Source organism: Bradyrhizobium sp. RDI18 (genome assembly GCF_043203335.1).
In the GTDB taxonomy this organism is placed as follows: domain Bacteria; phylum Pseudomonadota; class Alphaproteobacteria; order Rhizobiales; family Xanthobacteraceae; genus Bradyrhizobium; species Bradyrhizobium retamae.
Window position 1 is genome coordinate 1436550 of sequence record NZ_JBICRN010000006.1, and the last position, 26920, is coordinate 1463469.

The window sequence follows — 26920 nt, forward strand, 5'->3', positions numbered from 1 at the left end:
ATGGCTCCAATCAGCGCGGCCAGCGCCGTCTGATGAAGCGCGCGCTGCGCCCCATCATTCGCGCCATATGCGGCGCAATGAAACCGACCAGGCTCAATAGCCCGACCATCAGCGTCGCGGTCGCCGTCAATAGTGCGGTCAGCAGCATGATGATGATGCGGCTTCTCGCCATCGATACGCCGACCGAACGCGAGGCCGCCGAGCCGAGCGGGAGAATGTCGAGCCAGCGTGACAGCATCGGCACCATGATCAGCAGAAGGAGCGCCGCGGCGGCAAGCACCGAGGCCTCGGCCGGACTGATCTGATAGAGCGATCCGGTCAGCAACGACAGCAGCATGCCGATGCGCGGATCGCCGGTCGCCAAGGCCATGGCGATGATCGCGCCGAATGCCGCGCTCATGGCGACACCAGCCAGCAGCACACGCTCCGGACTGAATTCGGACCGCCGACTGAACAGCAGAACCAGCCCGAGCACGATGAAGGCCCCGATCCCGCCGCCTGCAATCTGCGCCACGCGGGTGTGGGAGGAAGGAGATAGAGAAGAACGATCACACCCATCGCGGCGCCGTAGCTGATCCCCATCACCTCCGGAGCCGCCATTGGATTTCCGGTCATGCGCTGCAGCAGCGTGCCCGCCACCGCCAGCGTGGCCCCCGCGGCCAACGCCGACACCACGCGCGGCCAGCGCCACGGCAGGAATTCCTGGATGCCGGCGAGACCACTCCAGCTCCAGCCTTCGGCGCCGACCCCGACTGCGAGCGCGATCCAGACAACGAACAACAGCAAGGCCAGACCAAACAGGATCACCCGCCAGGGATGATCAAGACGTGGCGGAACAGATGGTGTGAGGTTTCCGACTGGAGCTGCGGACCGTAGCCGCGGCAACAGCACCAGCAACATGGGCGCGCCGATCAATGCCGTGGCTGCGCCGGCTGGCATCTCGCGATAGCCCGGCGGAATCAGCAGCACAAGCTCGTCTGCCAGCCACAGCAAGCCGGCGCCGCAGAGCGGCGCCCAAATCAGCCGATCGCGGAAACGCCGCGCGCCTGCAAGGATGGCGAGAGCAGGCCCGGTCAGACCGACAAAGCCCAACACGCCGACGACGCTGACCACCGAAGCGCTGAGAGCGATCGCAATGCCAAGCGCGCAGACCCGCGCGCCTGTCAATCCGAGGCCGAGATTGCGCGCGGTCTCGTCGTCGAAGCCGAGCAAAGTCAGCGGGCGGACCATCGCCGCGATCAGCGCGAACGAAATCAGAAACCGCGGCGCCAGGAACGCCGCATTGCTCCAGTCCTGCTGATTAAGATAGCCCGCGCCCCAGATGAACAGGCCGATCAGGTAGTCATGGTTGAGCAACACCAGGGCCTGGGTCGTCACGGCGCAGTAGTAGCCCACGATCAACCCGGCCAGCACCAGCACGACCGGCGATAGCGCACGTTTCCAGGTGAGGCCGAACACGCACAGGAACGCAGCGAACCCGCCGACCAGCGCAATCCATTCGCGGCCCAAAGCAAGCAGCGACGGCGCCCACAAGGTCGTCATGGCCAGCGCGAGATAGGCGCCGTTCGAGACACCGAGCGTGGTCGGTTCGGCCAGCGGATTGCGCAGCACCTGCTGACAGACGGCTCCGGCAAGGCCCAATGCTGCGCCGGCCAATAGCGCCACCGCAATTCGCGGAAAGACGGTATAATGCACGAGCATCTGCTGCGGATCGTCGATTTCGGGACGCCACAGCACCGGCAACCACGCGTTAACAGGCAGATATCCCGACAGATGCCGAAAGGTCAGCGCAGCCGCCGCCGCAAATAATAAGCCGATCAGTATCGCAGGATGCATCTCGATCCCGGACCGGGCGGGCAGCGCGTCAACCTTGCTCATTGTTTTCCTGCGGCAAACGTTCGGCGAGAAGGCGTGCGAAGCGTTCGGCCGCCGGCACGCCGCCATAGAAGAATTGATTTCCCAGCACCGTCAGCCGCCCCGAGCGGAGGAACTGCAAGGTCCGCAGCACCGGGCTTGCGTTGAGCAAGGCTTCAATATCGGCAACCCGCGAACTCATCAGAACCAGCCGCGCATCCGGAACCGCAGCGAGCACTTCAAGGCCAACGCTGGTATGCCCCCACGGACCGCTCTGGCCGGTCCAGGCATTCTTCAAGCCGAATTGACTGAGGACTTCCTGGTAAAGGCTGTTCGGCCCGAACACGAGCGCACGGTTGCGCGCGATTTCGCTGACGAGGTACAGCGGCTTGTCGCTGCGACCGCGAAGCTGATCGCGGTAATGGATCATGGCGGCATCGAAGCGCGCCAGATAGGCCTCGCATGCGGCCTGCACGCCGAGACGCTGCGCCAGCTCCATCGTCGAACTGCGCGCTGTTTCAAGCGGATGCCGGCCGGGCTTGAAAATCGTGAAGACCTCGACCGGGGCAATCAGCTTGAGCCGGGGTATTGCGGCAGTGATACTGGGATCGATGATGATAATATCAGGCGCAAAACTCTGCAGCAGTTCGAGATTTGGCTCCGAACGCAGGCCGATTTCCTGAACGCTTGACGGGACAGCCGGCTCGACGACGAGCCGGCTGTAACGCTCGATCTCCGGCACAACCAGCGGCACGACGCCGAGCGCCAGTATAGTCTGCGCGCAGGCCCAGCCGAGCGCGGCGATGCGGGGGCCTCCTTGCGGTGCGGCGGCTTGAGCAAGCGCCATCGGCCAGCCACCTGCAACCACCCCGCCGCCGAGGCCCGCGCCCGCTGTGAGAAGCGCGCGGCGAGACAGCTTGTAGTCGGAGAGTGAATTCTTGCTCATGGGGTGCGGCTCGGGAACGGCTTGCGGCGAGGCTGCGAGAGACGGGAGTTGTGACATAGCTTCATATGCCATACCTTCATGTGCTCTGTCTTTCCATGCCCGGCCGCTGCCTTTCGCCTGCGGCGCGAAACGCGTCGGCCAGCGCCTGCCCGATCGCCGCCCGTGCCTGCAGGGCATCGGCCACGACATTGCCCATGCGCAGGAACTCGTGGATCATGCCCGGATAGATCTGCAGGTCGACGGGAACGCCGGCGGCGCGGAGTCTTGCCGCGTAGTCGCGCCCTTCGTCCACCAGGGGATCGTATTCGGCAAGCACGATGAGCGCCGCGGGCAGCCTCGAGAGATCTTCCGCTGCCAGCGGCGCAAACCGCCAGTCGTCACGGTCTGAATCGTCGCGGAGATACTTCCGGAAGAACCAGTCGACGGTGCTGCGCTCCAGGAGATAACCGGAACCGTATCGTTCGTAGGAATTAGACGTTTGCCGGGAGCTCAGACCTGGATAGGCGAGCACCTGGAGGACAGGCTGCGGCAGGTTTCGGTTCGCCCTTGCTTCGATGGCGAGCGCCGCGGCAAGCGTTCCGCCAGCGCTATCGCCGCCAACGGCGACGCGATCGGCATCCAACCCCGCAGCCGGTCCCTCGCGGCCGATCCAGGCCAGCGCATCGACCGCATCCTCGAACGCGGTCGGAAACTTGTGCTCCGGCGCAAGCCGATAGCCGACCGACAGCACAGCCGCGCCGCTGTCTTCGGCGAGACCGCGGCACAATGGCTGATGTGAGTCCAGGCTTCCGACGACAAAGCCGCCGCCGTGCATATAAAGAAGGACCGGCGCCGGATTGCGACGGCTCGGCTCCTCCTTGGCGTAGAGTCGCGCGTCGATCGTGGCGCCATCGCGCGTCGGCAGCAAGAGTTGACGCTCATACGCGAGCGCCGGCGGATCGACATCGAGCAACGGCGAGGATGCATCGAAATCAGCGCGTGCCTGTACGGCCGTCAATTGCGGAAACGGAATGCGCGATCCGCTTTCGGTGCCAGCCTGCACCATCTCGAGCAGTGCGGCGATATCGGGATCAAGGCTCATGCCAATGTTCATTCCGCCGGTTCCGGCACCGTGTCCTGCGAAGCAGCCGATGCCGTCTCCGGCACGAGAAGCCTGCAGATCTCATGGAGCAAGCCGGCATCCCTCAGGATCGTGAAGTGATTGTCTCCGATGACGCCGCGGTCAATGGCATCAGGCAGTTGCGTCTCCAGCCGATCGCGCTGCGTCAGGCGGCCCGACGTCCACCAGCACAATGGCCTGGCCGCAAGACGGCGCGGCGGCGCGGCAGTCTGCGTCAGGGACTTGAGGTGCCGGCCGACTGCGAAGGCGCCGGAAAGGTCGTCGACACCAAGCAGCGTGTCGTCCGCCGATGCTCCCTCCCACAATATCTGTGCGACCAGACGCCGGACGCTCTCGGATGTCTCCGGTATGCCTGCGGCCTTCGCTTCCTCCACATGCGAGCTGATACGAACGGCTGCGGCGTGCGGAAGAACGGCCGACAGCAATCCCGCGAGATCATCGATCCAGTGGGCGGCCGTTTCCTGCTGCTCCGATCCGCCGTGCTGCCGCAGCACAAAGCTGTCGACCATCAGGAGACAATCGACGCGTTCACCGCACCGTTCGAGCTCGGCGGCAACAAGCGTGACGAGTAGGCCTCCGAGCGACCAGCCGATCAAACTGTAGGGACCGTCTGGCTGAACCTGCCTGATTTCGCTCGCATAGTCCGCCGCCATCGCTTCGAGCGACCGGTCGCTCCACGAACTGTCGACCAGCATCCTGGACTGCAGCCCAATGACTTGGCGGCGTCCTTCGAGGCGGCGCGCCAGCGGCCCATAATCGAAGACGGTGCCGAAGCCGCCATGCACGCAAAACACCGGATGCACGCCACGAACCGCGGCATTCAGCGGCAGCAGCGCTGTCGGCGGCGGCGCAGCGGCGGGCACGGAGGAAGCGTTATCCGCGAGCAGCGCGCGAATCGTGGGCTTCTGCAGGAGATCGCGCAACTTGATCTCGATGCCAAACGTCTTGTCCTGCCGCAGCCGGGCCACGACCTTGAGGCTGAGAATCGAATTGCCGCCGAGCTCGAAGAAATTATCGGTGACGCCGACCTGCGGCAGCTTGAGGATGTCGGCCCACAGCCGCGCCATCGCGGTTTCGGCCGGCCCTTGCGGAGCCACGAAGCGTCGCCCGGCCGAGTCGGGGGCCGGCAGCGCACGCCGGTCAATCTTGCCGCTCGACAACACCGGCAGCCGCTCAAGCACCATGATCCGCGCCGGCACCATATAAACAGGCAAGGTCTGCTTCAGGAAGGAGGTCAATCCGTCGACCAGATCCTCGGCAGCATCTCCCGCTGCATTCCTTGCCGCCTTCGGCGCGACATAGGCAATGAGTTGGTTTCCGGCTGCGCCCGCTAGCGCCACTACGGCGGCCTGTTCGATCTCCTCGTGACGAAGCAGGGAGGTCTGGATCTCTCCAAGCTCGATCCGGAAGCCGTTGACCTTGACCTGGTCGTCGCTGCGGCCGAGATACTCGACGGTACCGTCCTCGCGCCAGCGCGCGAGGTCGCCGGTCCGGTATAGCCGCGCCCCCGGCGCCGCAGCGAATGGATCGGGCACGAAACGCTCGGCGGTCATGCCGGCCTTGCCGTGATAACCGCGCGCCAGCCCGAAACCGCCTAGATAGAGCTCGCCGGCGACACCGGCGGCAATGATATTGAGCGAACTATCGAGAATGTAGGCGCGACGGTCACCAACCGGAAGACCGATCGGCGCATAAGGTGTCTCGCATTCGGATGCGCCATCGACCTTCCAGACCAGCGGCGAGACGACGGTTTCGGTCGGACCGTAACCGTTGATCAGGATGCGCGGCTTCAGAACGCGCCTGACCTTGTCGAAGCCAGCCTTGGGCATCGCCTCGCCACCGAACGAGTAGAGCTTGACCGGTGGCGGATTGCCCACCTGCTCGACCGCCTCCGCGACCTGCTGCAGATAGGCCGGCGGCAATCCGATATGGCTGACACGGTGCGCGTGCAGGTTCTCGACCGTCTGCTCCGGCGTCCACAAATCGGCATCCCGCATCAAGAGACGCGCGCCATGCGACAAGACCGTCAGCCAGCGTTCATGGGCGCCATCGAAGGCCAGCGACAGGAAGTGCAGCTCGCACGAGCTCTCGTCGATCTCGTAGATGCTGCCCGTGACATGACAGTGCATCGCGAGCGGCCCATGGGCGACGGCCACGCCCTTTGGCGTTCCTGTCGAGCCGGACGTGTAGATCAGATAAGCGAGGTTCTCGGGGTGCAGCTCCGGTTGCGGCGCATGCTCCGGCCCGGCATCGAAATCGAACATCGCAAGGGAGACCCTCTCGACACCCTCGATGCTTTCCCGGACATCGAGTTGTCCGGTTAGCAAGAATGAGATCCCGGCATCGCGCATGACAAAGGCGCGCCGCTCGGCCGGAATCTCCGGATCGATTGGAACGTAGGCCCCGCCCGCCTTCAGGACGGCCAGCAGCGCGACCATCGTGGCTTCGGTTCGCTCGACCACGACGCCGACGCGCTGCTCAGGCTTCAGCCCGCGGCCGATCAGGTGATGGGCAAGACGATTGGCCCTGGCGTCGAGCGCACCGAACGAGAGCGTTTTGCCGCCGATGGTAAGCGCCGTCCGTTCCGGATGACGCCGCGCGTGGATGCTGATCGACTCGTGAACCAGCGGCAATGCGACCGCTGACGTCGCATGGCGATTGCAGTTTTCGGCGAAAGCGTCGTCGATCGCCGTGACCGGATCGATACTGCCGAGCAACGCCGACGCGTGCCGCGTCAGCACTTCAAGCAGACGCTCGAACTGCGCCTTGATCTGCCCCGCCTGTGCCGCGGTGAAATGGCTCGGCATATAGGTGTATTCGACCTGAAGCGTGTCCTCAACGAGTACCGACAGGTCCATCGGATAGTTCGTCACGTCGACATTCCTGAGGCCGCCGAACTGCAGCGAGCCGTCACCCCGGTGCATGCTGCGTTCGATCGGATAGTTTTCGAACACGATGATGCTGTCGAACATCGCCTGACCGGCGCGGCCGGCCCAGCTCTGAATGTCGTAGAGCGGCGTATGCTCGTAATCCCGGATCGCCGAATTGCGATCCTGGAGCATACGCAACCATTCTCCGACTGTGCTCGCGGACGGCGGCGTTTCGATCACGGGCAGCGTGTTGATGAACAACCCGAGCATCTGCTGTGATCCGTCGAGGCTAGCCGGGCGGCCGGCAACCGTAACGCCGAACGTCACCGTCTGCTGGCCGGTATAGCGCTGCAGCAGCAGGGCCCAGATGCCCTGAACGATGGTATTGAGCGTGATCCGCTCACGGCGCGCGAATGCCTTCAGCTCGGCGGTCGCCGTCTCTCCGAGCCGCGTGTAGCAGCGCTCGTGGCCGGACGCATCATGGCGGCGAGCACCGAAAGCGTCCGCCAGTTGCGTCGGCTCTTCGAAGCTCTTGAGCTGTTCGCGCCAGAAACGTTCGGCAGCCTTGGCGTCCTGCGCCAGCAGCCAGGCGATATAGTCGCGGTAACGCGTCGGGTTCGCCGCGGGCGCGCCGCCATAATAGCATTCCAGCACTTCCCCGACGAACCTTGCCGAACTCCATCCGTCCATCAGGATGTGATGATAGGTCCAGATCAGTCGATAGAGATCGTCCTCGAGGCGCAGCAGCCGCACGCGCTGCAGCGGCGGCATCGATAAATCGAACTCGGCGGCGCGTTCGCCGGCAAGCGCCGCCGCAATCCGGTCCTCATTGATGGTTTGCCCGCGCCAGTCCTCCTGTTCGAACGGCGCGACGGCGTCACGATAGACGGCTTGCAACGGAGACCCGGCAAGCTCGCGCCATAGGAATCCGGTCCGAAGCATCTGATGGCGTGCGGTCACCTCGCGCCATGCTCTCCCGAAGCGCTCCGCATCAAGTCCGCGGATTTCAACGCTGACTTGGTTGACGTAAACGCCGCTGCCGGCATCGCGCAGGCTGTGGAACAGCATGCCCTGCTGCATCGGCGACAGCGGGTAGATGTCCTCGATGCGGCTCCAGTCGAGATCGAGCCGATCGAGCTGTTCGCTGGTCAAACCCGAAAGTGAGCCGCGCGCCGATGCCGGAGTGTCATTGTTCGGGCTGACGTCGCGGGACAACGCGGCCAATGCTTCGATCGTCTGGTGCCGGAAGACATCGCGCGGCTCGATCGATACGCCTTCGCGGCGCGCGCGGCTCACCATCTGCAGCGAGATGATCGAGTCGCCGCCGAGCTCAAAGAAATTGTCGATGACACCGATATTGGGCTGGCGCAGCAGATCGGCCCAGATCGCGGCGAGCATCACTTCGGCCGGCGTTCGCGGTGCGACGCGCTCGGTTGCTGTCGCAAGCTGGTCCGGGGCGGGCAGCGCCTTGCGGTCGATCTTGCCGTTCGGTGTCAGCGGCAGCCGGTCCAGCACCACGATCCGTGCCGGCACCATGTAGTCCGGCAGCAGCGACAACAGCGCGGTCTTGAGAGCTGTCCCGTCCAGCGACGCCGCGCCGCTGACATAGCCGACGAGTTGGCGGGCAGCGCCAAGCTCGCGCGCCACCACGACTGCCGAGCGCACGCCAGCCTGCGCCAAGAGCCGCGCCTCGATCTCGCCGAGCTCGATCCGAAAACCGCGGATCTTCACCTGGTGGTCGGCGCGGCCGATATATTCGATCACCCCGTCAGCGCGCCATCGCGCTACGTCGCCGGTGCGGTAGAGCCGCGCGCCGGGCGGGCCGAACGGATCGGGGATGAAGCGTTCCGCCGTCAACCCACCGCGCCGCCAGTAGCCGCGCGCGAGTCCCGCACCGCCGATATAGAGCTCGCCCGCAACGCCTACCGGCGCGAGATTGAGGTCGTTGTCGAGAATATGCAGCGTGGTATTGCCGATCGGGCCGCCCAGAAGCGGACGATCGTCTTCCGCATCCAGGCGGTGCCGGGCCGACCACACCGTGGTCTCGGTCGGGCCGTACACGTTCCAGACCTCGCCGGTCTGCGCCACCAGCCGCCGCGCCAAATCAGGCGCCAGCGCCTCGCCGCCGCACAGCACGCGGCAACTTGCGGGTAGCGACGGGCCATCATGATCGAGCAGCATCCGCCAGGTCGAGGGCGTCGCCTGGATCATGGTGACGCCGTGCTTCACCACCATCGCCTTGAGGTGCGACGGATCATGCGCGGCGGCGCGATCGGCCAGCACTACGCATGCCCCGAGCGTGAGCGGCAGCCACAGTTCCAGCACCGCGATGTCGAACGACAGCGAGGTCAGGCCGAGCACGCGATCCTCGCGCGTAAGGCCCGGCTGCTCCGCCATGGTCGCCAAAAAGTTCGTCACCGCATCATGGCGGACCATCACGCCCTTGGGCAGGCCGGTCGAGCCGGAAGTGTAGATCACGTAGGCCAGGCTTTCGGGATGGCCGACGACATCAAGATTGCCGCCGTCACCGCCCTCGCCGCTGTCATTCCCATCGAGCAGCCAAGCCTCGGCGCCAGTCTCCTCCAGCACCGGAGCAAACTGCTCCAGCAGCATCCATTGCGTCAGCACCAGCGCCGCGCCGCTGTCGCGCAGCAGCATGTGCGCCAGCCGCTCCGCCGGATAATCCGGATCGAGCGGCAGATAGGCCCCGCCCGCCTTCAGTACCGCGAGCAGCGCGACCATCATCTCGACGCCGCGCTCCAGCGCCAGTCCCACCACCACGTCGGTTCCGACGCCGCTATCGCGCAGCCGCCGCGCCAGCCGATTGGCCCGCGCATTCAACGCGGCGTAGCTCAGCTTCTCGTCGCCAAACACCAGTGCAACAGCGTCAGGAGAATGACCGACCTGCGCCTCGAACTGCTCGACAATTCCCCGGCGCGGCGCATCGCAGCGCGTATCGTTCGCCCTGGAGAGCAGCGCATCATCAGCGGGATCGCTGGCTGCGATCATCCCGACAGGCCGATCGGCATCGACGCTCAACGCTTCCATCAGCCGCACAAAGGCGCGCTGCAGCCGGGCGATCTGCGCCTCATCAAAATGCCTGCGCTGATAGTTGAAGACCAGCCGCAACCGGTCATCGAGGCCGACACTGGCGAACAGCGGATAGTTGCTGGTCTCGACGATCCTGGTCTCGCCGACACGGATCTGTCCATCTTTCCCCATCAGCGCGTGGTCGACCGGATAATTCTCAAACACCAGGATGCTGTCGAACAGCGGCCGCCCGGGACGTCCCGCCAGGCGCTGGATCTCGTAGAGCGGCGTCCAGCCGTATTCGCGCAAGGTCAGATTGCGATCCTGTAAGTGACGCAGCCATGCGCCGACTTTCTGCTGCGGACCGACGTCGTCGATAACAGGCAAGGTGTTGATGAACAGGCCCACCATATCCTCGGCGCCGGCCAGTTCCGGCGGCCTGCCTGATACGGTGACGCCGAAGCAAACCGTTCCCTGCCCGGTATATTGCCGTAGCAGTTGCGCCCAAGCCGCCTGCACCAGCGTGTTCAGCGTCACACGCTCGCGTGCAGCAAATTGCTGCAGGCGTTCAGTCACGGCAACATCCAGCTCCAGCGCGAGCGTGCCGTGACCGGGCGCCTCCGCATCTGCATGTTCGGTCGAACCGCCTGCCAGGAAGCTCGGCTCTTCCAGCTTGGCTATGGCGCTGCGCCAGAACGCCGCCGATGCATCGCTGTCCCGGCTCTGCAGCCAACCGATGTAGTCGCGATAGCGGCGCTGCAATGCAGGCAACCGGCCGTCGCCATTGTGCTGCATCACCTCGGCGATCAACCGCGCCGAGCTCCATCCGTCGAGAAGAATGTGATGGTGCGTCCAGATCAGCCAATGACGATCTTCTCCGAGCCGGATCAGCCGCACCCGCTGCAGGGGCGGCTTCGACAGGTCGAACCCTTCGACCCGTTCGCGCAGCGAAACTTCGCCCAGCGCTGCCTCCAACTGGGACGGCTCGGAAGCCCCGGCCCGCGTGCGCCAGTCTTCCTCGACGAACGGCACTTCAGCACGACGATAGACGATCTGTTGCGGCGAGCCGGAAAGATCGCGCCAGACGAAGCCCGTTCTCAGCACCGCATGGCGATCGCTGACCGCCTGCCAGGCGCGATGGAGCTTTCCGCCATCGAGGCCGCGCACTTCCGCAGCAACCTGGTTGACGTAAAGCCCACTCTCGCCGTCGTGCATGGCATGGAACAGCATGCCCTGCTGCATCGGCGACAACGGATAGATATCCTCGATCTCTCGCCAGTCCAACTCCAGCCTGTCGAGATCGGCCTGGCCAAGGCCGGACAATGCCACATCCGACGGCGTCACGCCGCAGGCGCCGCTGGTGCAGTGATCGACCAACTCGCGCAGCGCCGCTTCGTACAGCCCAGCTAATCGCTCGACTGTTTCCCGCCGATAGCGCTTGCGGCCGAAGCCGAACGAGAGCCGCAACTGGCCTTCGCGCACGGTGCCGTTCACGCTGAGCCAGCGCCGCAACGGGCTCGATGCGTCACGCGAGGGACCCGCGCTTTCCGATGCCATGGCGAACAATGCCGCGTCGTCGACGCCGCTGTCGATCTGGCCGAGATAGTTGAAGACAAGCTTCGGCTCGCCAACGTCAGACAGCGCCGCGCGCTGGTCTTCGGAGCCGAGATAGCGCAATACGCCATAACCGAGTCCCCGGCCGGGAATGCCGCGAAGTTCCTCCTTCACGGTCTTGATGAGTGACGAGGGGTCCTGTGACCCACCAGCCAGCCGCACGGGAAAGGCGGTGGTGAACCAGCCGACGGTGCGCGAGATATCGAGATCGCCGAACAGGTCCTCGCGGCCGTGGCCTTCCAGCTCGACCAGTACATCGTCCTGTCCGCTCCATTGCCAGACAGCGCGTGCAAGGCCGGCGAGAAGAAGATCGTTGATCTGCGTACGATAGGCGGACGGCGCATCCGTCAGCAGGCGCTGCGTCAATTCCGGCTCGAACGTGAGCAAGACTTCATCGGCATCGGCGACATAGTCGGTGCCGCCATGGTCGTCATCGCAGGGAATATCCGCATCCGCACGGCGATCGATCCAATAGGACAATTCAGTCGCCAGTTCGGGCGACCCTGCATAATCTTGCAGCCGCTTGCCCCACACGGCATAGGCGTGGCTCTTCGGCGGAAGCGCAACCGCGGCGTCACCGTTCACTAGCTGTGCATAGGCGGCGGCGACGTCTTCCAGCAGAATCCGCCACGACACGCCGTCGACCACCAGATGATGGATCACGATCAGTAAACGCTGGGTGCCATCGGCGACGTCGATGCCGACCGCCCGCAGCAGCCGTCCCCTCGACATCGAAAGGCTCGCCTGCGCTGAGGATGCCAACGCCGTCACGGCTTCGCCGTCAACCGCGCTTCGTATCCAAAGCAAATCGCCGGCGGCGGGTGCGGCGCCATGCTCCGCGCGCCACCTTCCTTCGGCTTTCTCGAAGCGAAGCCGCAGCGCGTCGTGATGATCGACCACGGCCGCTATCGCCCGCCGCATCATTTCCCAATCGAGACGATCCCTCGGCCGCAACAGCACCGCCTGGTTCCAGTGATCGCGCTTTCCTGCGTCCTCCGCAAAGAACCGCGCCTGGATCGGCAGCAATGCGTGCGGGCCGGTGACCTGCCCCTGATCGGCGAGCGCTTCGCTGCCCTGCTCGGCACGTGCGGCCAGCGCCAGCGCTTCGAGCGTCTGATGCTGAAACACATCGCGCGGCTCGATCAGGTAACCGGCGCGGCGGGCCCGGCTCACCATCTGCAGCGAGATGATCGAATCGCCGCCGAGCTCGAAGAAATTGTCGGCAAGGCCGACAGCAGGACGGCCGAGCAGTTCGGCCCAGATCGCCGCGAGCGCCAGTTCGGCCGGCGTGCGCGGCGCCTCGTACTGTGCTCCTGTGGACGCAGCGTCGGGCGCCGGAAGCGCCTGGCGATCGATCTTGCCGTTGGGTGCCAACGGCAGCCGCTCCAGCACTGCGATCCGCGACGGCACCATGTAATCAGGCAGAACGGCCGACAGCGCCGTCCGCAGGACTTGTTCCTCCAGTTCACTCGCGCCACTGACGTATCCGATGAGCTGGCGGCCTAGTCCAGCCTCGCGCGCCACCACGACCGCAGCGCGGACACCGGGCTGCTCGAGCAGCCGTGCCTCGATCTCTCCAAGCTCGATGCGGAATCCGCGGATCTTGATCTGGTGATCGGACCGCCCGACATATTCGATCGCACCGTCGGCGCGCCACCGCGCCAAGTCACCCGTTCGATATAGCCGCGCGCCAGGGCCGCCGAAGGGATCGGGAAGGAAGCGTTCCGCCGTCAGCGCCTGACGTCGCCAGTAGCCGCGCGCCAGCCCTGCTCCACCAATGAACAATTCACTCGTCACGCCGGCCGGGACCATGTTCAGGTCGGTATCGAGGATCCGAATGACCGTACCGGGATCGGCCGCCCGATCGGCACCCGCGCCGCGCCATCGTCACGACAGTTCCAGAACGTGGCATTGATCAAGGCTTCGGTCGGACCGTAGCGATTGTCGAAACGCACGTCGGGGAAGGCTGCGAGCACACGCGCCTTCAACTCTGACGACAAGGCTTCGCCGCCGGCAAACAGGCGTTTGAGGGTGACGCAGCGTTTCGCTTCGGGCTCGGCAACAAAGTGCTCGAGCATCTGGGGCACGAAATGCAACGTCGTCACGTCGTGGGCGATGATGGCATCCACCAGCAGCCGCGGCTCCCGATGTGCGCCCGGCGCTGCGATCGCAAGCCGTGCGCCGGTCGCGAGCGGCCACAGGATCTCCCAGACCGAGACGTCGAAGCTGAACGGCGTCTTCTGCAGGAAGGTCTCGCCGGCATCGAGGCGATATTCCGCTTGCATCCAGCCAAGCCGCGCGGCGAGCGCGCCATGCGTGCACGCCACGCCCTTGGGCTTGCCCGTCGATCCCGACGTGTACATCACATAGGCCAGGCTGTCGGCGTGGAGCGCCACGTCGAGATTGCGGACCGGCTCTCCGGTCGGTGCCCTAGTCTCTTCATCGATGGGCCAGGCCTCGACGGCAGCTTCCGCGATCACAGGCGCAAGGCGTTCCTGTAACCGGCCTTGTGTCAGCACCAGCGCTGTGCTGCTATCGCGCAGCATGTGCAGAAGACGGCCCGGCGGATAATCGGGATCGAGCGGCAGATAGGCTCCGCCGGCTTTCAGCACGGCGAGAACACCGACGATCAGCTCGACGCTGCGCTCCAGTGCGAGCCCGACCAACCGGTCGCGGCCGATGCCGTGGGCCTGCAACCGTCGCGCCAGACGATTGGCGCGAGCGTTCAGCTCCTCATAGCTGACCTGCTGGTCGCCAAATACCAACGCAATCGCGGATGGTGAAGCAGCCGCACGAGCCTCGATCTGAGCGACGATACCATTGCCAGCATTCGGCGCCTTGGCAAAGCCACCGCTCCAGCCGAGCACCTTCCGCGTCTCATCGACATCGAGCCCGCTGAGCTCACCCAGCGGTCTAGAGGCATCGGCGACGATCTCGGCAAGGAGCCGCGACAGCGTGAGCTGCAGATATCTGATCTGGTCTTCATCGAACCGGGCGCGGTCGTAGCGGAAGCCGAGATTGATGCCGTCGGTCTTGGCGAATACCGCTACCGTGAGCGCATAGTTGGTAATCGAGACCTGCTCGACCCGAGCGAAGCGGCGACCGCTTTCGTTCTCGCTGCGCAACGCCTGATCGATCGGATAGTTCTCGAACACCAGGATATTATCGAACAACGGCCGGCCCGATCGTCCGGCGAGGCGCTGGATCTCGTAGAGCGGCATCCAGCCGTGATCGCGCAAATCGATGTTGCGTTCCTGCAGATCCCGCAGCCATGCACCAACATCAGTTTGCGGGTTTGCCCGATCCACAACCGGCAGGGTGTTGATGAACAGGCCCACCATGTCCTCGGACCCGCCGATCTCTGGCGGCCTGCCCGATACGGTCGCGCCGAAGCAGACCACGCGCCGTCCGGTGTGACGGCGCAACAATTGCGCCCATGCGCCCTGCAACAGGGTGTTCAGCGTAACGCGCTCGCGCTTTGTAAATGCTTGCAGCTTTGCAGTCAGATCGGCAGTGAGAAACAGGTCGAGCGAACCATGTCCGGACGCGCGGGTGGCCGCAGGTCCCCCCAGCGTATCCGCCAGGAAACCCGGTTCATCCAGTTCCGCCAATGCCGTGCGCCAGAACGTCCCGGACGCGTCGCGGTCCTGCCGTTGCAGCCAGGCGATGTAGTCGCGGTAGCGGCCCTGCACGGCAGGTAAACGATGGCCGCGTTCGTGTTGCAGTATCTCGGCCATCAGCCGCGCCGAACTCCAGCCGTCCAGCAGGATATGATGATGCGTCCAGATCAGCCAGTGGCAGCTTTCGTCAAGCCGGATCAGCCGCACGCGCTGCAACGGCGCCTGCGACAGGTCGAATCCCCTAGCGCGCTCGGCCTGCGACGCCTTCGCCAGCGCCGCCTCGAGTTCGCCGCGGTCCATGGCTGCGGCCTGCTTGCGCCAGTCTTCTTCCACGAATGGCAGCGTCACATGGCGATATACCACTTGCTGTGCCGCGCCTGACAGTTCGCGCCAGGCAAAGCCGGTCCGCAGCACAGCATGACGCGCGCCCACCTCGTGCCAGGCTGCGCGCAACCGGCCGGCATCGAGGCCTCGCACTTCGAGACCGACCTGGTTGACGTAATTGCCGCTTTCTCCGTCGCGCAGCGCATGGAAAAGCATGCCCTGCTGCATCGGCGACAGCGGATAGATGTCTTCGATGTCGCGGCAATCGATCGTCGCGCCCAGGAGATCGAGATCGGCTTGGCTCAAATTCGACAATGCGAAGTCCGATGGCGTGATGCCGCGCGCGCCGCTTGTGCAATGGTCGACGAGTTCTCTCAGCGCCGCGGCATAATGCTCTGCGAGGCGTTCGATCGTGGCTCGCCGGTAACGCCTTCGGCCGTAGCTGAACGACAGCCGTAGCTGGCCCTCGCGCACCTGGCCGTTGATGCTCAGCCAGCGGCCAAGCGGCGCGCTGTCGCTGCGCGAGGGCCCGGCGCTCTCAGGCGCAAGCCGGAACGGCGTGCCCTCACCTACGCTGGAATCGAACTGGCCGAGATAGTTGAAAACGATGCGCGGCTCGGGCAGCGCGGCGAGCGCATGGCGCTGCGCCTCGGTGCCGAGATGGCGCAATACGCCGAAGCCTAACCCGCGGGCGGGAATCGCCCGAAGCTCCTCTTTAACGGATTTGATCAGGGACGCATCATCGCCGGAGCCGCCCGGCAAGCGCACCGGGAAAGCGGTCGTGAACCAACCGACCGTGCGGGAAATATCCACCCCAGAGAAGATGTCCTCGCGCCCGTGCCCTTCGAGCTCGACGACAACGTCCTCAACTCCACTCCAGCGCGATACCGCCCGCGCCAGTGCCGCCAGCAGCAGATCGTTGACCTGAGTCCGGTAGGCAGGCGGCGCTTCCTTGAGCAGCCGCGTCGTCAGCCCGGCATCGAATGCCAGCAGGATTTCCTCGCCCTCGGCAACCCGGTCGACACCATCATGATCGTCGTCGCAGGGCAGATCGGCGCGCGAGCCTCGTTCGAGCCAATAGGGCAACTCGGCAGACAGCTCTTCGGTGCCGCTATATGCCTGCAACCGCGCGCCCCAGGATGCATAGGATTGGCTCCTCGCCAGCGCGATCGACGCTACACCTTGCTGAACCTGCCCGTAAGCCGCAGCAAAGTCTTCGAACAGCACGCGCCATGACACGCCGTCGATGACGAGATGGTGCACCACGATGAGAAGCCGCTGGCTGCCGTCGGCGAGATCCATGCCGACCACGCGCAGCAGCGGTCCTGCCAGCGACAGGCTGGCCTGGGCGGCAGAAGCGACGGCCGTCACCTCGGCTGCATCGCGGATGCCGCTCCGGATCCACAACAACTCCGACACTGCCGGCGCGGCGCCATAGGTTGCGCGCCAGACACCGTCGATCTCCGCGAAACCTAGACGCAAAGCGTCGTGATGCGCGACGACGGCGGCGACCGCGCGCTCAACGCTCGCCCAATCCAGCCGCGCCTTCGGCATCAACAGGACGGCCTGATTCCAGTGATGACGCTCCCCGGCATCCTCGCTGAAGAACCGCGCCTGGATCGGCAACAGCGGATGTTCGTTACCCTCTAGCTCTTCCTCGGGAGCGACAGCTTCATCGGTCCGTTCGATGCGCGCGGCCCGCGAGAGCTCCTGCAAGGTCTGGTGCCGGAAAACGTCACGCGGTTCGATCACGAGGCCCGCCTGCCGGGCGCGACCGACCAGTTGCAGCGAGATGATGGAATCGCCGCCGAGTTCGAAGAAATTGTCGTCAACGCCAATGAGTGGCTGGCCAAGCAACTCGGCCCAGATCGCGGCAAGCCTCGCCTCGGTCGCGGTGCGCGGCGCGACACGTCCGGCCGCAGTAGCTTGCACATCGGGCGCCGGCAGGGCTTCGCGGTCCACCTTGCCGTGCGCGGTGAGCGGCAGCCGCTTAAGCTTCACGATACGGGCCGGTACCATGTAATCGGGCAGTTCATCCGAAAGAGCCGCGCGCATTGCCGCTTCGTCGAACGCGCCCTCGCCGGCGACATAGCCGACCAGTTGGCTGGTTACGCCAGCTTCGCGCGCAACGACCACCGCCGATCGCACGCCCGGCTGGCGCATCAGCCACGCCTCGATCTCGCCGAGCTCGATCCGGAAGCCGCGGATTTTCACCTGGTGATCGGAGCGCCCGACATACTCAATCACGCCATCGGCGCGCCATCGCGCCAGGTCGCCGGTGCGATAAAGCCGCGCGCCGGGCGCACCAAAGGGATCGGCAATGAATCTCTCGGCCGTCAGTCCGGCGCGGCGCCAATAGCCGCGCGCCAGTCCCTCGCCGCCAATGAACAATTCGCCGGTTACGCCAACCGGCACGATGTTCAGGTCCCCATCCAGAATATAAGCCGAGCGGCGTCCCACGGGACGGCCGATGGGCGCATAGTTGCCCTCGATCTCCTCGCTGGCATCGACCTTCCAGACCAGCGGCGTCACGACGGTTTCGGTCGGGCCGTAACCGTTGATCAACGTCCGCGGCCGAAGCGCGCGCTTGACCTTGTCGAAGCCTGCCTTCGGCATCGCCTCGCCGCCGAACGAGTAAAGCCCGACCGGCGGCGGATCGCCGCGCCACGCCGCAAAGTCGGCGAGCTGCTGCAAATAGGCCGGCGGAAAGCCGGCGTTGGTGACGCGCTGCTTGCGCAGAACGTCGAGCGTCTGTTCGGCCGACCAGAGGTTCTCGTCGCGCATCACGAGCGCCGCGCCGCAGGTCAACGCCGTCCAGAGCCGCTCATGGGCGCCGTCGAACGTAAAGGACAGGAAGTGCAGTTCGCGCGAGTGCCGGTCCATGTCATAGAGTCCGGCGGTCACCTCGCAATGCATTGCAAAGGGTCCATGCTCCACTGCGACTCCCTTCGGGATGCCGGTGGAGCCGGAGGTGTAGATCACATAGGCAAGGCTTGTCGCTTCGACGGCAATGCCGGGATCGCTCTCCGGCTCCCGGTCGAGATCGCTTGCGTCGAGCGGGACAGCCGCGATCCCTGACGGAAGCGCAGTGAGTGCGGAGCCTTCCAAATCAACCAGCACGAAACGCACGCCGGCGTCGCATATGGTTACGACCTGTCGTTTTGCCGGATGCTCGGGATCGAGTGGCAGATAGGCCGCGCCGGTTTTCAAGATGGCCAGCAGGGCTGCAACGAGCGATGGCGACCGCCGGGCCGAGATGCCGACCAGATCGGCAGGACTGACGCCCAAACGGATCAGACGATGTGCCAGCCGATTGGCGCGACGGTCAAGTTCGGCATAAGAGATCACGTCGTCGCCAAAGATGAGCGCCGGCGCGTCAGGCGTATCCGCGGCCAGCCGCGCGACCGTTTGGTGCACCGGCGTAAACGGCGCGTCCATCCCGGCTCCCGCGCCGTTCCACTCGCGCAGCGTGGCCAATTCCTGCGGGGAAAGCAGTGCCATGCCGGCAACCGACTGCGTGCCGTCCTCAACCATCGTGTTCAGGATCGTGATCCAATGCGACGCCAGGCGTTCGATCGTCGCCGGCTCGAACAGCGCGGTCGCATAGGCAAAGATCGCGCGGATCTCCCCTGCCGGTCCCTCTTCGCTATCGAGCGCCAGGTCGAACTTCACCGTATCGACTTCGGCGTCGAGCTTCTCGATCTGCAGGCCGGTCCGGTCGGGCGGATTGCCCGACACGCGCCGGCGCTGATGATTATAGAGAACCTGAAAGAGCGGATTCTGGCTCAGGCTGCGCTTGGGCTGCAGGATTTCCAGCAATCGCTCGAACGGAAGGTCCTGGTTCTCCTGGGCTTCGATCGTGGCCGAATGAACGGATGCGATGAAGTCCGTGATCGTCGCGCGACCATCGAGCTGCGTGCGGAGCACCTGGGTGTTGACGAACAGCCCGATCACACCGTGCGTCTCGTCGCGGTGGCGATTGGCGACCGGCACGCCGACGCTGATGTCGGACTGGCCGGTGTAGCGATAGAGCAGCAGTTTGAAGCTCGCCAGCAGGACGACGAACAGCGTGGTCTGATGCCGGCGCGCCAGCGCGCGCAAGCCCTCGGCGAGCGCCGGATCGAGCGCCATGCGGAGCGCGGCGCCGGCGAGATCAGGAACCGCCGGCCGCGCCCGATCGATTGGAAGCTGCAGCACCGCCGGATCCTTTAAGCGCGCCGTCCAGTAGTTGACCTGGCGCTCGCCATCGACAGCGCTCATCCAGAGTCGCTGCCAACAAGCATAGTCGGCATATTCAATATCGGGCTCCGGCAAAGCCGGCGCCTCGCCGCTCGCGAATGCCGCGTACAAGCGCCAGAACTCATCGACCAGCACGCCCATCGACCAGCCGTCGGCCACGATGTGATGCAGGCTGACGACAAGGAGATGGTCGTCTTCTTGCAGCCTCAGCAACGCGGCGCGCATGAGCGGGCCGGCTTCGAGATCGAACGGCAGCGATCCTTCCTGCCGCGCCAGCAGATATGCCTGCTGCTCGCGGTCATCGCCATCGAGCGCTACATGCCGCAACGTGAACGGTTGCGGGTCGAGCACGACCTGCTCGGCTTCCTTGCCCTGCTGCCGGAACACCGTACGAAGCGCGCTGTGACGGGCGACCAGCGCATCGAAGGCCTGCTGCAGGGCGTGCCGTTGAAGCTGCCCTCGCACCCGTACCGTCGCCGAGATGTTGTAGGCGGCGCTGTCCGGATCCATCCGCCACAAGAACCAGAGGCGCGATTGCGCAAAGGAAAGCGGTGCCCGCGTTTTCTCCTGGCGCGCAATCGGCAGCATGGCGAGATTGACGCCCTTCGCCGCGAGCTGCGTCAGGAACGTAAGTTGCTTGCTGGCATCAAGGCGCATCAAGCGTCGTGAGATGTCACGAAGCTGCTGCTTCTGCGTGGTGGCGATCTCATTCATCGGAAAGTTCGACTTCCTTCAACATGTCGAGCATCGCGGCGATGTCGTCGCTGCGCTTGTCGACCTGAATCTCCGGGGCAAGAGCAGCGGCCATCGTCTCGATGGTCGTCATTTCAAACAGGCGGTTCAGCGGCAGGTCATGGCCGAGATCGCGCTTGATGCGGCTGACGAGCTGGACGGCGGTGAGAGAGTCCCCGCCGAGCTCAAAGAAGTTGTCGGTGACGCCGACGTCAGGCTGTTTGAGCAGATCGGCCCAGATCGCGCCGAGCGCCGCTTCCACCGACGTGCGCGGTGCCACATGCTCGGCCAAGGCTGCAAGCTGGTCCGGCGCCGGCAGCGCCTTGTGGTCGATCTTGCCGTTCGGCGTCAGCGGCAGCCGGTCCAGCACCACGATCCGCGGCGGCACCATGTAGTCCGGCAGCAGCGACGACAGCGCGGTCTTGAGAGCTATCCCGTCCAGCGACGTTTCGCCGCTGACATAGCCGACGAGCTGACGGGCAGCGCCAAGCTCGCGTGCCACCACGACTGCCGAGCGCACGCCAGCCTGTTCGAGCAGCCGCGCCTCGATCTCGCCAAGCTCGATCCGAAAGCCGCGGATCTTCACCTGGTGGTCGGCGCGGCCGATATATTCGATCACCCCGTCGGACCGCCACCGCGCCACGTCGCCCGTGCGGTACAGCCGCGCGCCGGGAGTACCAAACGGATCGGGGATGAAGCCGCTCCGCGGTCAGCGCGCCGCGTCGCCAGTAGCCGCGCGCAAGTCCTGCGCCGCCGATATAGAGCTCGCCCGCAACGCCGACCGGCGCGAGATTGAGGTCGTTGTCGAGGATATGCAGCGTGGTGTTGCCGATCGGGCCGCCCAACACTGGACGGTCGTCCGTGGCATCGAGGCGGTGGCGGGCCGACCACACCGTGGTCTCGGTCGGGCCGTACAGGTTCCAGACTTCGCCGGCCTGCACCACCAGCCGCCGCGCAAGGTCCGGCGGCAAGGCCTCGCCGCCGCACAGCACGCGGCAGCTTGGGGGCAGAAATGGGCCGTCGTGATCGAGCAGCATCCGCCAGGTCGACGGCGTCGCCTGGATCATGGTGACGCCGTGCTTCGCCACTATCGACTTGAGCCGCGAGGGATCATGCGCGGCCGCGCGATCGGCCAGCACCACGCATGCCCCGCGCGTGAGCGGCAGCCACAGCTCGAGCACCGCAATGTCGAACGACAGCGAGGTCAGGCCGAGCACGCGGTCCTGGGCCGTCATGCCCGGCTGCTCCGCCATGGTCGCCAAAAAGTTCGTCACCGCGTCATGGCGGACCATCACGCCCTTGGGCAGGCCGGTCGAGCCGGAAGTGTAGATCACATAGGCGAGGCTTTCGGGATGGACGACGACATCAAGATTGCCGCCGTCATCGCCCTCGCCGCTGTCATTCCCATCGAGCAGCCAAGCCTCGGCGCCGGTTTCCTTCAGCACGGGCGCAAACTGTTCCAACAGCATCCGCTGCGTCAGCACCAGCGCCGCGCCGCTGTCGCGCAGCATGTGCGCCAGCCGTTCCGCCGGGTAATCCGGATCGAGCGGCAGATAAGCCCCGCCCGCCTTCAATACCGCCAACAGCGCGACCATCATCTCGACACCACGGTCGAGCGCCAGTCCCACCACCACGTCGGTTCCGACGCCGCGATCGCGCAATCGCCGCGCCAGCCGATTGGCGCGCACGTTCAACGCGGCATAGCTCAATGCCTCATCGCCAAACACTAGCGCGATCGTGTCCGGAGATTGATCGACCTGCGCCTCGAATTGCGCGACGAATGAACGGTCCCGTGGATATTGCGCCTGCGTCCGATTCCACGTCTCCAGCAAAAGCTGGCGCTCTTCGTCAGGCAGAACATCCAGTTGCCGCACCGGAGAGCGAGGCGCGCGCTCCAACACCTCCGCCAATTGATCGAGCGCCTGCTGCATCAGGGCGCAGATGCGATCGGCCGAGAGCGGATGGACGACTTGAGCGGTCAAGCCGAGCGCCTGACCATAATCCTCGACCGCCATCATCAAGGGATAGTTCGTACGCTCTTCGCCGCCGAGCCACTCGACGCCGTGCAGGCTTGCGCCGCCCCGCCCCATGGACGAAGCCGCCGGCATCGCATTGTGACGGTAGTTCAAGATCGAACTGAACAGGGGTGCGGGCGCGGCGACACCGCTGCATCGCTGCGCGAGCGCCAGCGAGGCATGTTCATGCGCCATCAATTCGGCCAGCCGGGCGTGGGCATGACGAACACTGTCCTCAACCGCGCTGTCATCGAGATCAAGCCGCAGCGGCAATGTATTGATGAACAATCCCATGGTGCGACCGCCACCGGCGCCCGCATGCATGCGGCCGAACAGAACCGTGCCGAACACGACGTGCTCATGCCCGCTGCTTCGCGCCACTACCTGACCCCATGCGAGATGGCAGAGGCTGGCAAGGCTCACCCCCAGCCGCCGTGCCAGAGCGCGGAGCCGTGCATTGAGCTGCTCCGGAAGCGTTCGCCGCGCTTCCGCCACGCCGCCACCATCGCCATGCACGCGATCCAGCCCAAACGGCGTGGTCGGCTCATCGATATCGGACAGCATGCTTCGGAAGAAGCGCTCGTGCTCCGCAATAGCTGCCGATCCGCGCGACTGCGCCACCAGATTCCGGAATGGATAGGGAGCCGGAAGCTCATGACCACGTCCGGACAATATTTGCTGCACTTCGTCGTGCATCACTTCCAGCGTGGAGTGATCGCCGATCATATGATGCAGCAACACCAAAAGCAGCCAGCGCTCCTTGCCCGGATCGCGCGCGATTGCAAACCGCAGCAGCGGCGCGTGGCCAAGGTCGATCCGATGGCGGCGCGGGTCGAAACGCCGCGCAAGCTGCTCATGAACGGGACCTTCGCCATCCAGAACGAGCTCGCTAACAACCACGGAAGCGTTTCGCCAGACCACCTGCGCCGGAGCGGATAGCCCCTCCCATGCGATGGAGGTGCGGAGAATATCGTGCCGGTCGATGACCTGCTGAACGGCGGCGAGATAGCGGTCGAGCAGGTCGCGGCTTGCGAACGCCATCTGGCCGACCAGCAGATATGGGTCGCCCTGTGCCGACAGCAGATGGTGAAACAGGATGCCATCCTGAAGCGGCGATAGCCCGTAGATGTCCTGGATGTTGGCAACGCCCCCGGGAGCCTTGGCCACGATGCTATCGATGTCGGATTGCGTCAACGCGATCAACGGCAGCAGCTCAGGCGTAATTACCGTCGTCTGCGGCGTGATCAGATTGGCCGGAACAGCCGCGCCGACGCCGCCATTGAGGCTGGCGGCGAAATCGGCGAGCACCGGATTGGCGAACAGCGTGCGCACATCGGCGCGGAGCGAATGCCGCTGCAAGCGTTCCAGCATGCGGACCGCGAGCAGCGAATGGCCGCCTAGTTCAAAGAAGTGATCGTTGCGTCCGATCCGATCGATGCCGAGCAGCTCGGTCCAGATCTTTGCGACGATCTCCTCGATCCCGCCCTGCGGCGCCTCGAAACTGCGCCTTGCAAAGGCATCATCCTCCGGCGCGGGCAGCGCCTTGCGATCGACCTTGCCGTTCGGTGTCAGCGGCAGTCTATCCAGGCGTACGAACGCCGACGGCACCATGTAGTCCGGCAAGCGCTCACGGAGATGATTGCGCATCGCAGCCGCAAATTCACCGGCATCGAGCTTCACGCCGTCGTCCTTCGCGGCCACATAGGCGACCAGCCGCGCGTCACCGCTGTGATCCCGCAACGCCAGCACCACCGCATCGGTCACGCCGGTGTGCTCATTAAGGCGAAACTCGATCTCGCCCAATTCAATGCGGAAGCCGCGGATTTTTACCTGATGATCGTTGCGGCCGAGGAACGCGATGTTGCCATCCGGCAGGTAACGGCCGAGATCGCCGCTGCGATACATTCGCGCGCCAGTATCGCTACTGAAGGGATCGCGCACAAAGCGCTCCGCCGTCAGGTCGGCGCGATTGAGATAGCCGCGAGCGACCCCTGCCCCGCCGATATAGATTTCGCCGGTCGCCCCGAGCGGAACGGGCGCACCGAAGCAATCAAGCAGATAGGTCCGTGTGTTGGGAAGCGGACGACCGATCGGGACGATGTCGCCATCAAAGCCCGCCGGCCGAAGCCAACTGGTAGCGCAGACCGTCGTTTCCGTCGGTCCGTAGCCATTGAAGACGGCAACGCTAGGCGGCAGATCCTTGATCAATTCCGCCTTGGGCAATTCGCCGGCGAGGACGAGCACCCGCAGCGACGCCAGCCTGTCGAGATCATCCCGCCCCTGCAGCATGGCCGGCGGCAAGGTCGCGTGCGTAATGGCGTTGTCCAAGAGAAAATCGAGCAGTTCCGACGTATTGCGGTGTCGCGGGCCGACGAGAAACAGCTCGGCCCCCGAGCACAGCGCCATGACAATTTCCCAAGTGCTGGCGTCGAAGCTGAACGAAGCAAACTGCACGACGCGGCTGCGTGGGGAAACGTCAAAGAGCGCTCGTTGGGCCAGCGCCAGATTTACCAGGCCGCGATGCTCGACCATCACCCCCTTTGGCCGCCCGGTGGAGCCGGACGTGTAGATGATGTAGGCGAGATGCCGCGATGTAAGTCCCGTGACAAGGTCGCGTGGATCCGATGCTGCCAGATTGGCGACGGTGGCTGCGCTCGCCTCCAGATCGACAACCTTGCACGCCGCATCCGCGAAGATCGCGCGTCCGGCATCGTCAACGATCAACAATCCCGGGCTTGCGTCCTCGACGATCTGCCGCAGCCGCTCCGCCGGATAGGCCGGATCCAGCGGCAGATAAACGCCGCCCGCCTTCAGCACGGCCAGCAGGCTGACGATCATGGCGATACCGCGCTCCAGGCAGATCGCGACCGGTCGATCCGGGCCGACGCCCAAAGCGATCAAGTGCCGCGCGAGCTGATTGGCCTTCGCATCAAGTTCGCCATAGCTCAGGCGAACGTCCTCGTGAACCACCGCCGTGGCCTCGGGCGCGGTTCGGACTTGCTCTGCGAACAGTTCGTGGATGCAGCGCTCCGACGGGAACGGCGCAGCCGTCTCGTTCCATGTATCCAGAACGAGCTTGCGTTCCTCTTGGCCGACAATATCGATCCGGTCGACAATTTGATCCGCGTCGGCGACCATGGCGCGCAGCAAGGCCAGCAGATAGTTCCGGTGACGCCTGATCGTTGCTTCGTCGAACAGTGCCGTTGCATAGTTCAAGGCGCCGACGATGCGGCCGTCCGCCTCGCTCAGATTGAGCTCGAGATCGAACTTGACCTGCTGCAGCGGAATATCGGCTATCTCGGCCTTGAGGCCTGGTAGCTCAACGCTTGCCGCCTCGTTGTTCTGCCAGGCGAACACGACCTGAAAGACCGGCGTATGCTGTAGCCGCCGCGGCGGCTGAATGATCTCGACGAGTTGCTCGAACGGCAGATCCTGATGATCCTGAGCTTCGAGCGCCGCAGCGCGCACGCGGCTGAGCAGCTCCGCCACATCAGGCTCTCCCGATAAATCCACGCGGAGCGCCAGCATGTTGACGAAGAAGCCGACCAGGCCCTCGATTTCGCGCCTGTTGCGATTTGCCGTCGGCGTGCCGATCACAAGATCGGTCTGCCCGGAAAGTTTTGACAACACCGCCGCCCAGGCCGCCAGCACCGTCATGAATGCCGTCACGCGGTGCGACTGGCTGAATAGCCTGATACGATGCGCAAAAGCGGCGTCGATCTCGATCGGCAACGACGCGCCGGCGAGAGACCTGACCGGCGGGCGGGGCCGATCTGTCGGCAGTTCGAGCACCGCGGGAGCGCCCGCGAGCGCCTGCCGCCAATAGTCGACCTGCCGCTGCAACCGCTCGCCCGCCAGCCACTGCCGTTGCCAGGCAGCGTAGTCCGGATACTGAATTGCCAGCGGCGGCAACGGATCGTGCTGGCCCGCCGTGAAGGCGTGGTAAAGCGCGCCAAGCTCACGTACGAGCACGCCCATCGACCAGCCGTCGGATATGATGTGATGCTGGGTGAGCAGGAACAGATACCTCTTCTCCGCTGTCCGGATCAGGCGTCCGCGGATCAAAGGTCCCGCGGCGAGATCGAACGGCGTATCGGCCTCCTCGCGGCACAACCGCGCGAGTTCTTGCTCGGCATCCAGGTGTTGCCGCAAATCATGTTCGAGCACCGGCAGGCACGCATCGGCCGGCAGCAATTCAACGCAAGGCTCTCCTTCAACCACGCGGAAGACACTGCGCAGCGCTTCGTGACGCGCAAACAACTGATCCAGGCTGCGACGCCATGCATCGACGTCGAGATCACCCGCGAGGCGCAAAGCGCCGCGAATGTGATAGTTGGCGTTGGCGCCATCGACCTGCGCCAGCAACCAAAGCCGCTGCTGGGCAAAGGACAATTCCAGCGGCCCGCCGCGCGGCACCGCCGGAATCGAGGAGATTCCATTCTTGCTGGAATTTCGGCCGCGCTCTCTCGCCAACGACAGGAGTTTTTTCACCTGCGCGGAATCCAGATCACGCAAACTCGGCTTTGGCAAACCTGGCTTTGATGGTTCAGCCATGT

General features: G+C 64.9%; 6 protein-coding genes and 1 pseudogene. All 7 read right to left on the reverse strand.

Annotated elements, in window-relative coordinates; all coding sequences use genetic code 11:
• Positions 1–10 precede the first annotated feature (10 nt).
• Entirely contained in the window at positions 11–514 is a 504-nt protein-coding gene (locus tag ACFXS9_RS07820) for an iron chelate uptake ABC transporter family permease subunit (protein ID WP_392686931.1), read from the reverse strand.
• Positions 397–1878: an iron ABC transporter permease gene (locus ACFXS9_RS07825; protein WP_392686934.1), complete on the reverse strand. Its 1482-nt coding sequence runs from the start codon at positions 1876–1878 to the stop codon at positions 397–399. The genes ACFXS9_RS07820 and ACFXS9_RS07825 overlap by 118 nt, the downstream gene beginning before the upstream one ends.
• The gene (locus ACFXS9_RS07830) at positions 1865–2800 is read right to left on the reverse strand and encodes an ABC transporter substrate-binding protein (RefSeq protein ID WP_392686937.1); all 936 of its coding nucleotides are present in this window, start codon (positions 2798–2800) and stop codon (positions 1865–1867) included. Before ACFXS9_RS07830 ends, ACFXS9_RS07825 begins: the two co-directional genes overlap by 14 nt.
• A gap of 76 nt (positions 2801–2876) precedes the next feature.
• Positions 2877–3893, reverse strand: coding sequence for an alpha/beta hydrolase (locus ACFXS9_RS07835; protein ID WP_392686940.1), 1017 nt, complete (start codon positions 3891–3893; stop codon positions 2877–2879).
• Entirely contained in the window at positions 3890–13246 is a 9357-nt protein-coding gene (locus ACFXS9_RS07840; RefSeq protein ID WP_392686942.1) for an amino acid adenylation domain-containing protein, read from the reverse strand. The genes ACFXS9_RS07835 and ACFXS9_RS07840 overlap by 4 nt, the downstream gene beginning before the upstream one ends.
• A 2-nt stretch (positions 13247–13248) precedes the next feature.
• On the reverse strand, positions 13249–20331 hold the full coding sequence (locus tag ACFXS9_RS07845) for an amino acid adenylation domain-containing protein (RefSeq protein ID WP_392686945.1): 7083 nt from the start codon (positions 20329–20331) through the stop codon (positions 13249–13251).
• Positions 20324–26918: pseudogene (locus tag ACFXS9_RS07850) on the reverse strand (amino acid adenylation domain-containing protein). The gene ACFXS9_RS07845 and the pseudogene ACFXS9_RS07850 overlap by 8 nt, the downstream one beginning before the upstream one ends.
• Positions 26919–26920: the final 2 nt, after the last annotated feature.

What these genes read in the sequence shown, in the direction of transcription:
- ACFXS9_RS07840 (WP_392686942.1), bottom strand. Translation starts at nt 13,246, where the DNA reads ATGGTCCCGGCCGGCGTGACGAGTGAATTGTTCATTGGTGGAGCAGGG.
- ACFXS9_RS07845 (WP_392686945.1), bottom strand. Translation starts at nt 20,331, where the DNA reads ATGAATGAGATCGCCACCACGCAGAAGCAGCAGCTTCGTGACATCTCA.
- ACFXS9_RS07825 (WP_392686934.1), bottom strand. Translation starts at nt 1,878, where the DNA reads ATGAGCAAGGTTGACGCGCTGCCCGCCCGGTCCGGGATCGAGATGCAT.
- ACFXS9_RS07830 (WP_392686937.1), bottom strand. Translation starts at nt 2,800, where the DNA reads ATGAGCAAGAATTCACTCTCCGACTACAAGCTGTCTCGCCGCGCGCTT.
- ACFXS9_RS07835 (WP_392686940.1), bottom strand. Translation starts at nt 3,893, where the DNA reads ATGAACATTGGCATGAGCCTTGATCCCGATATCGCCGCACTGCTCGAG.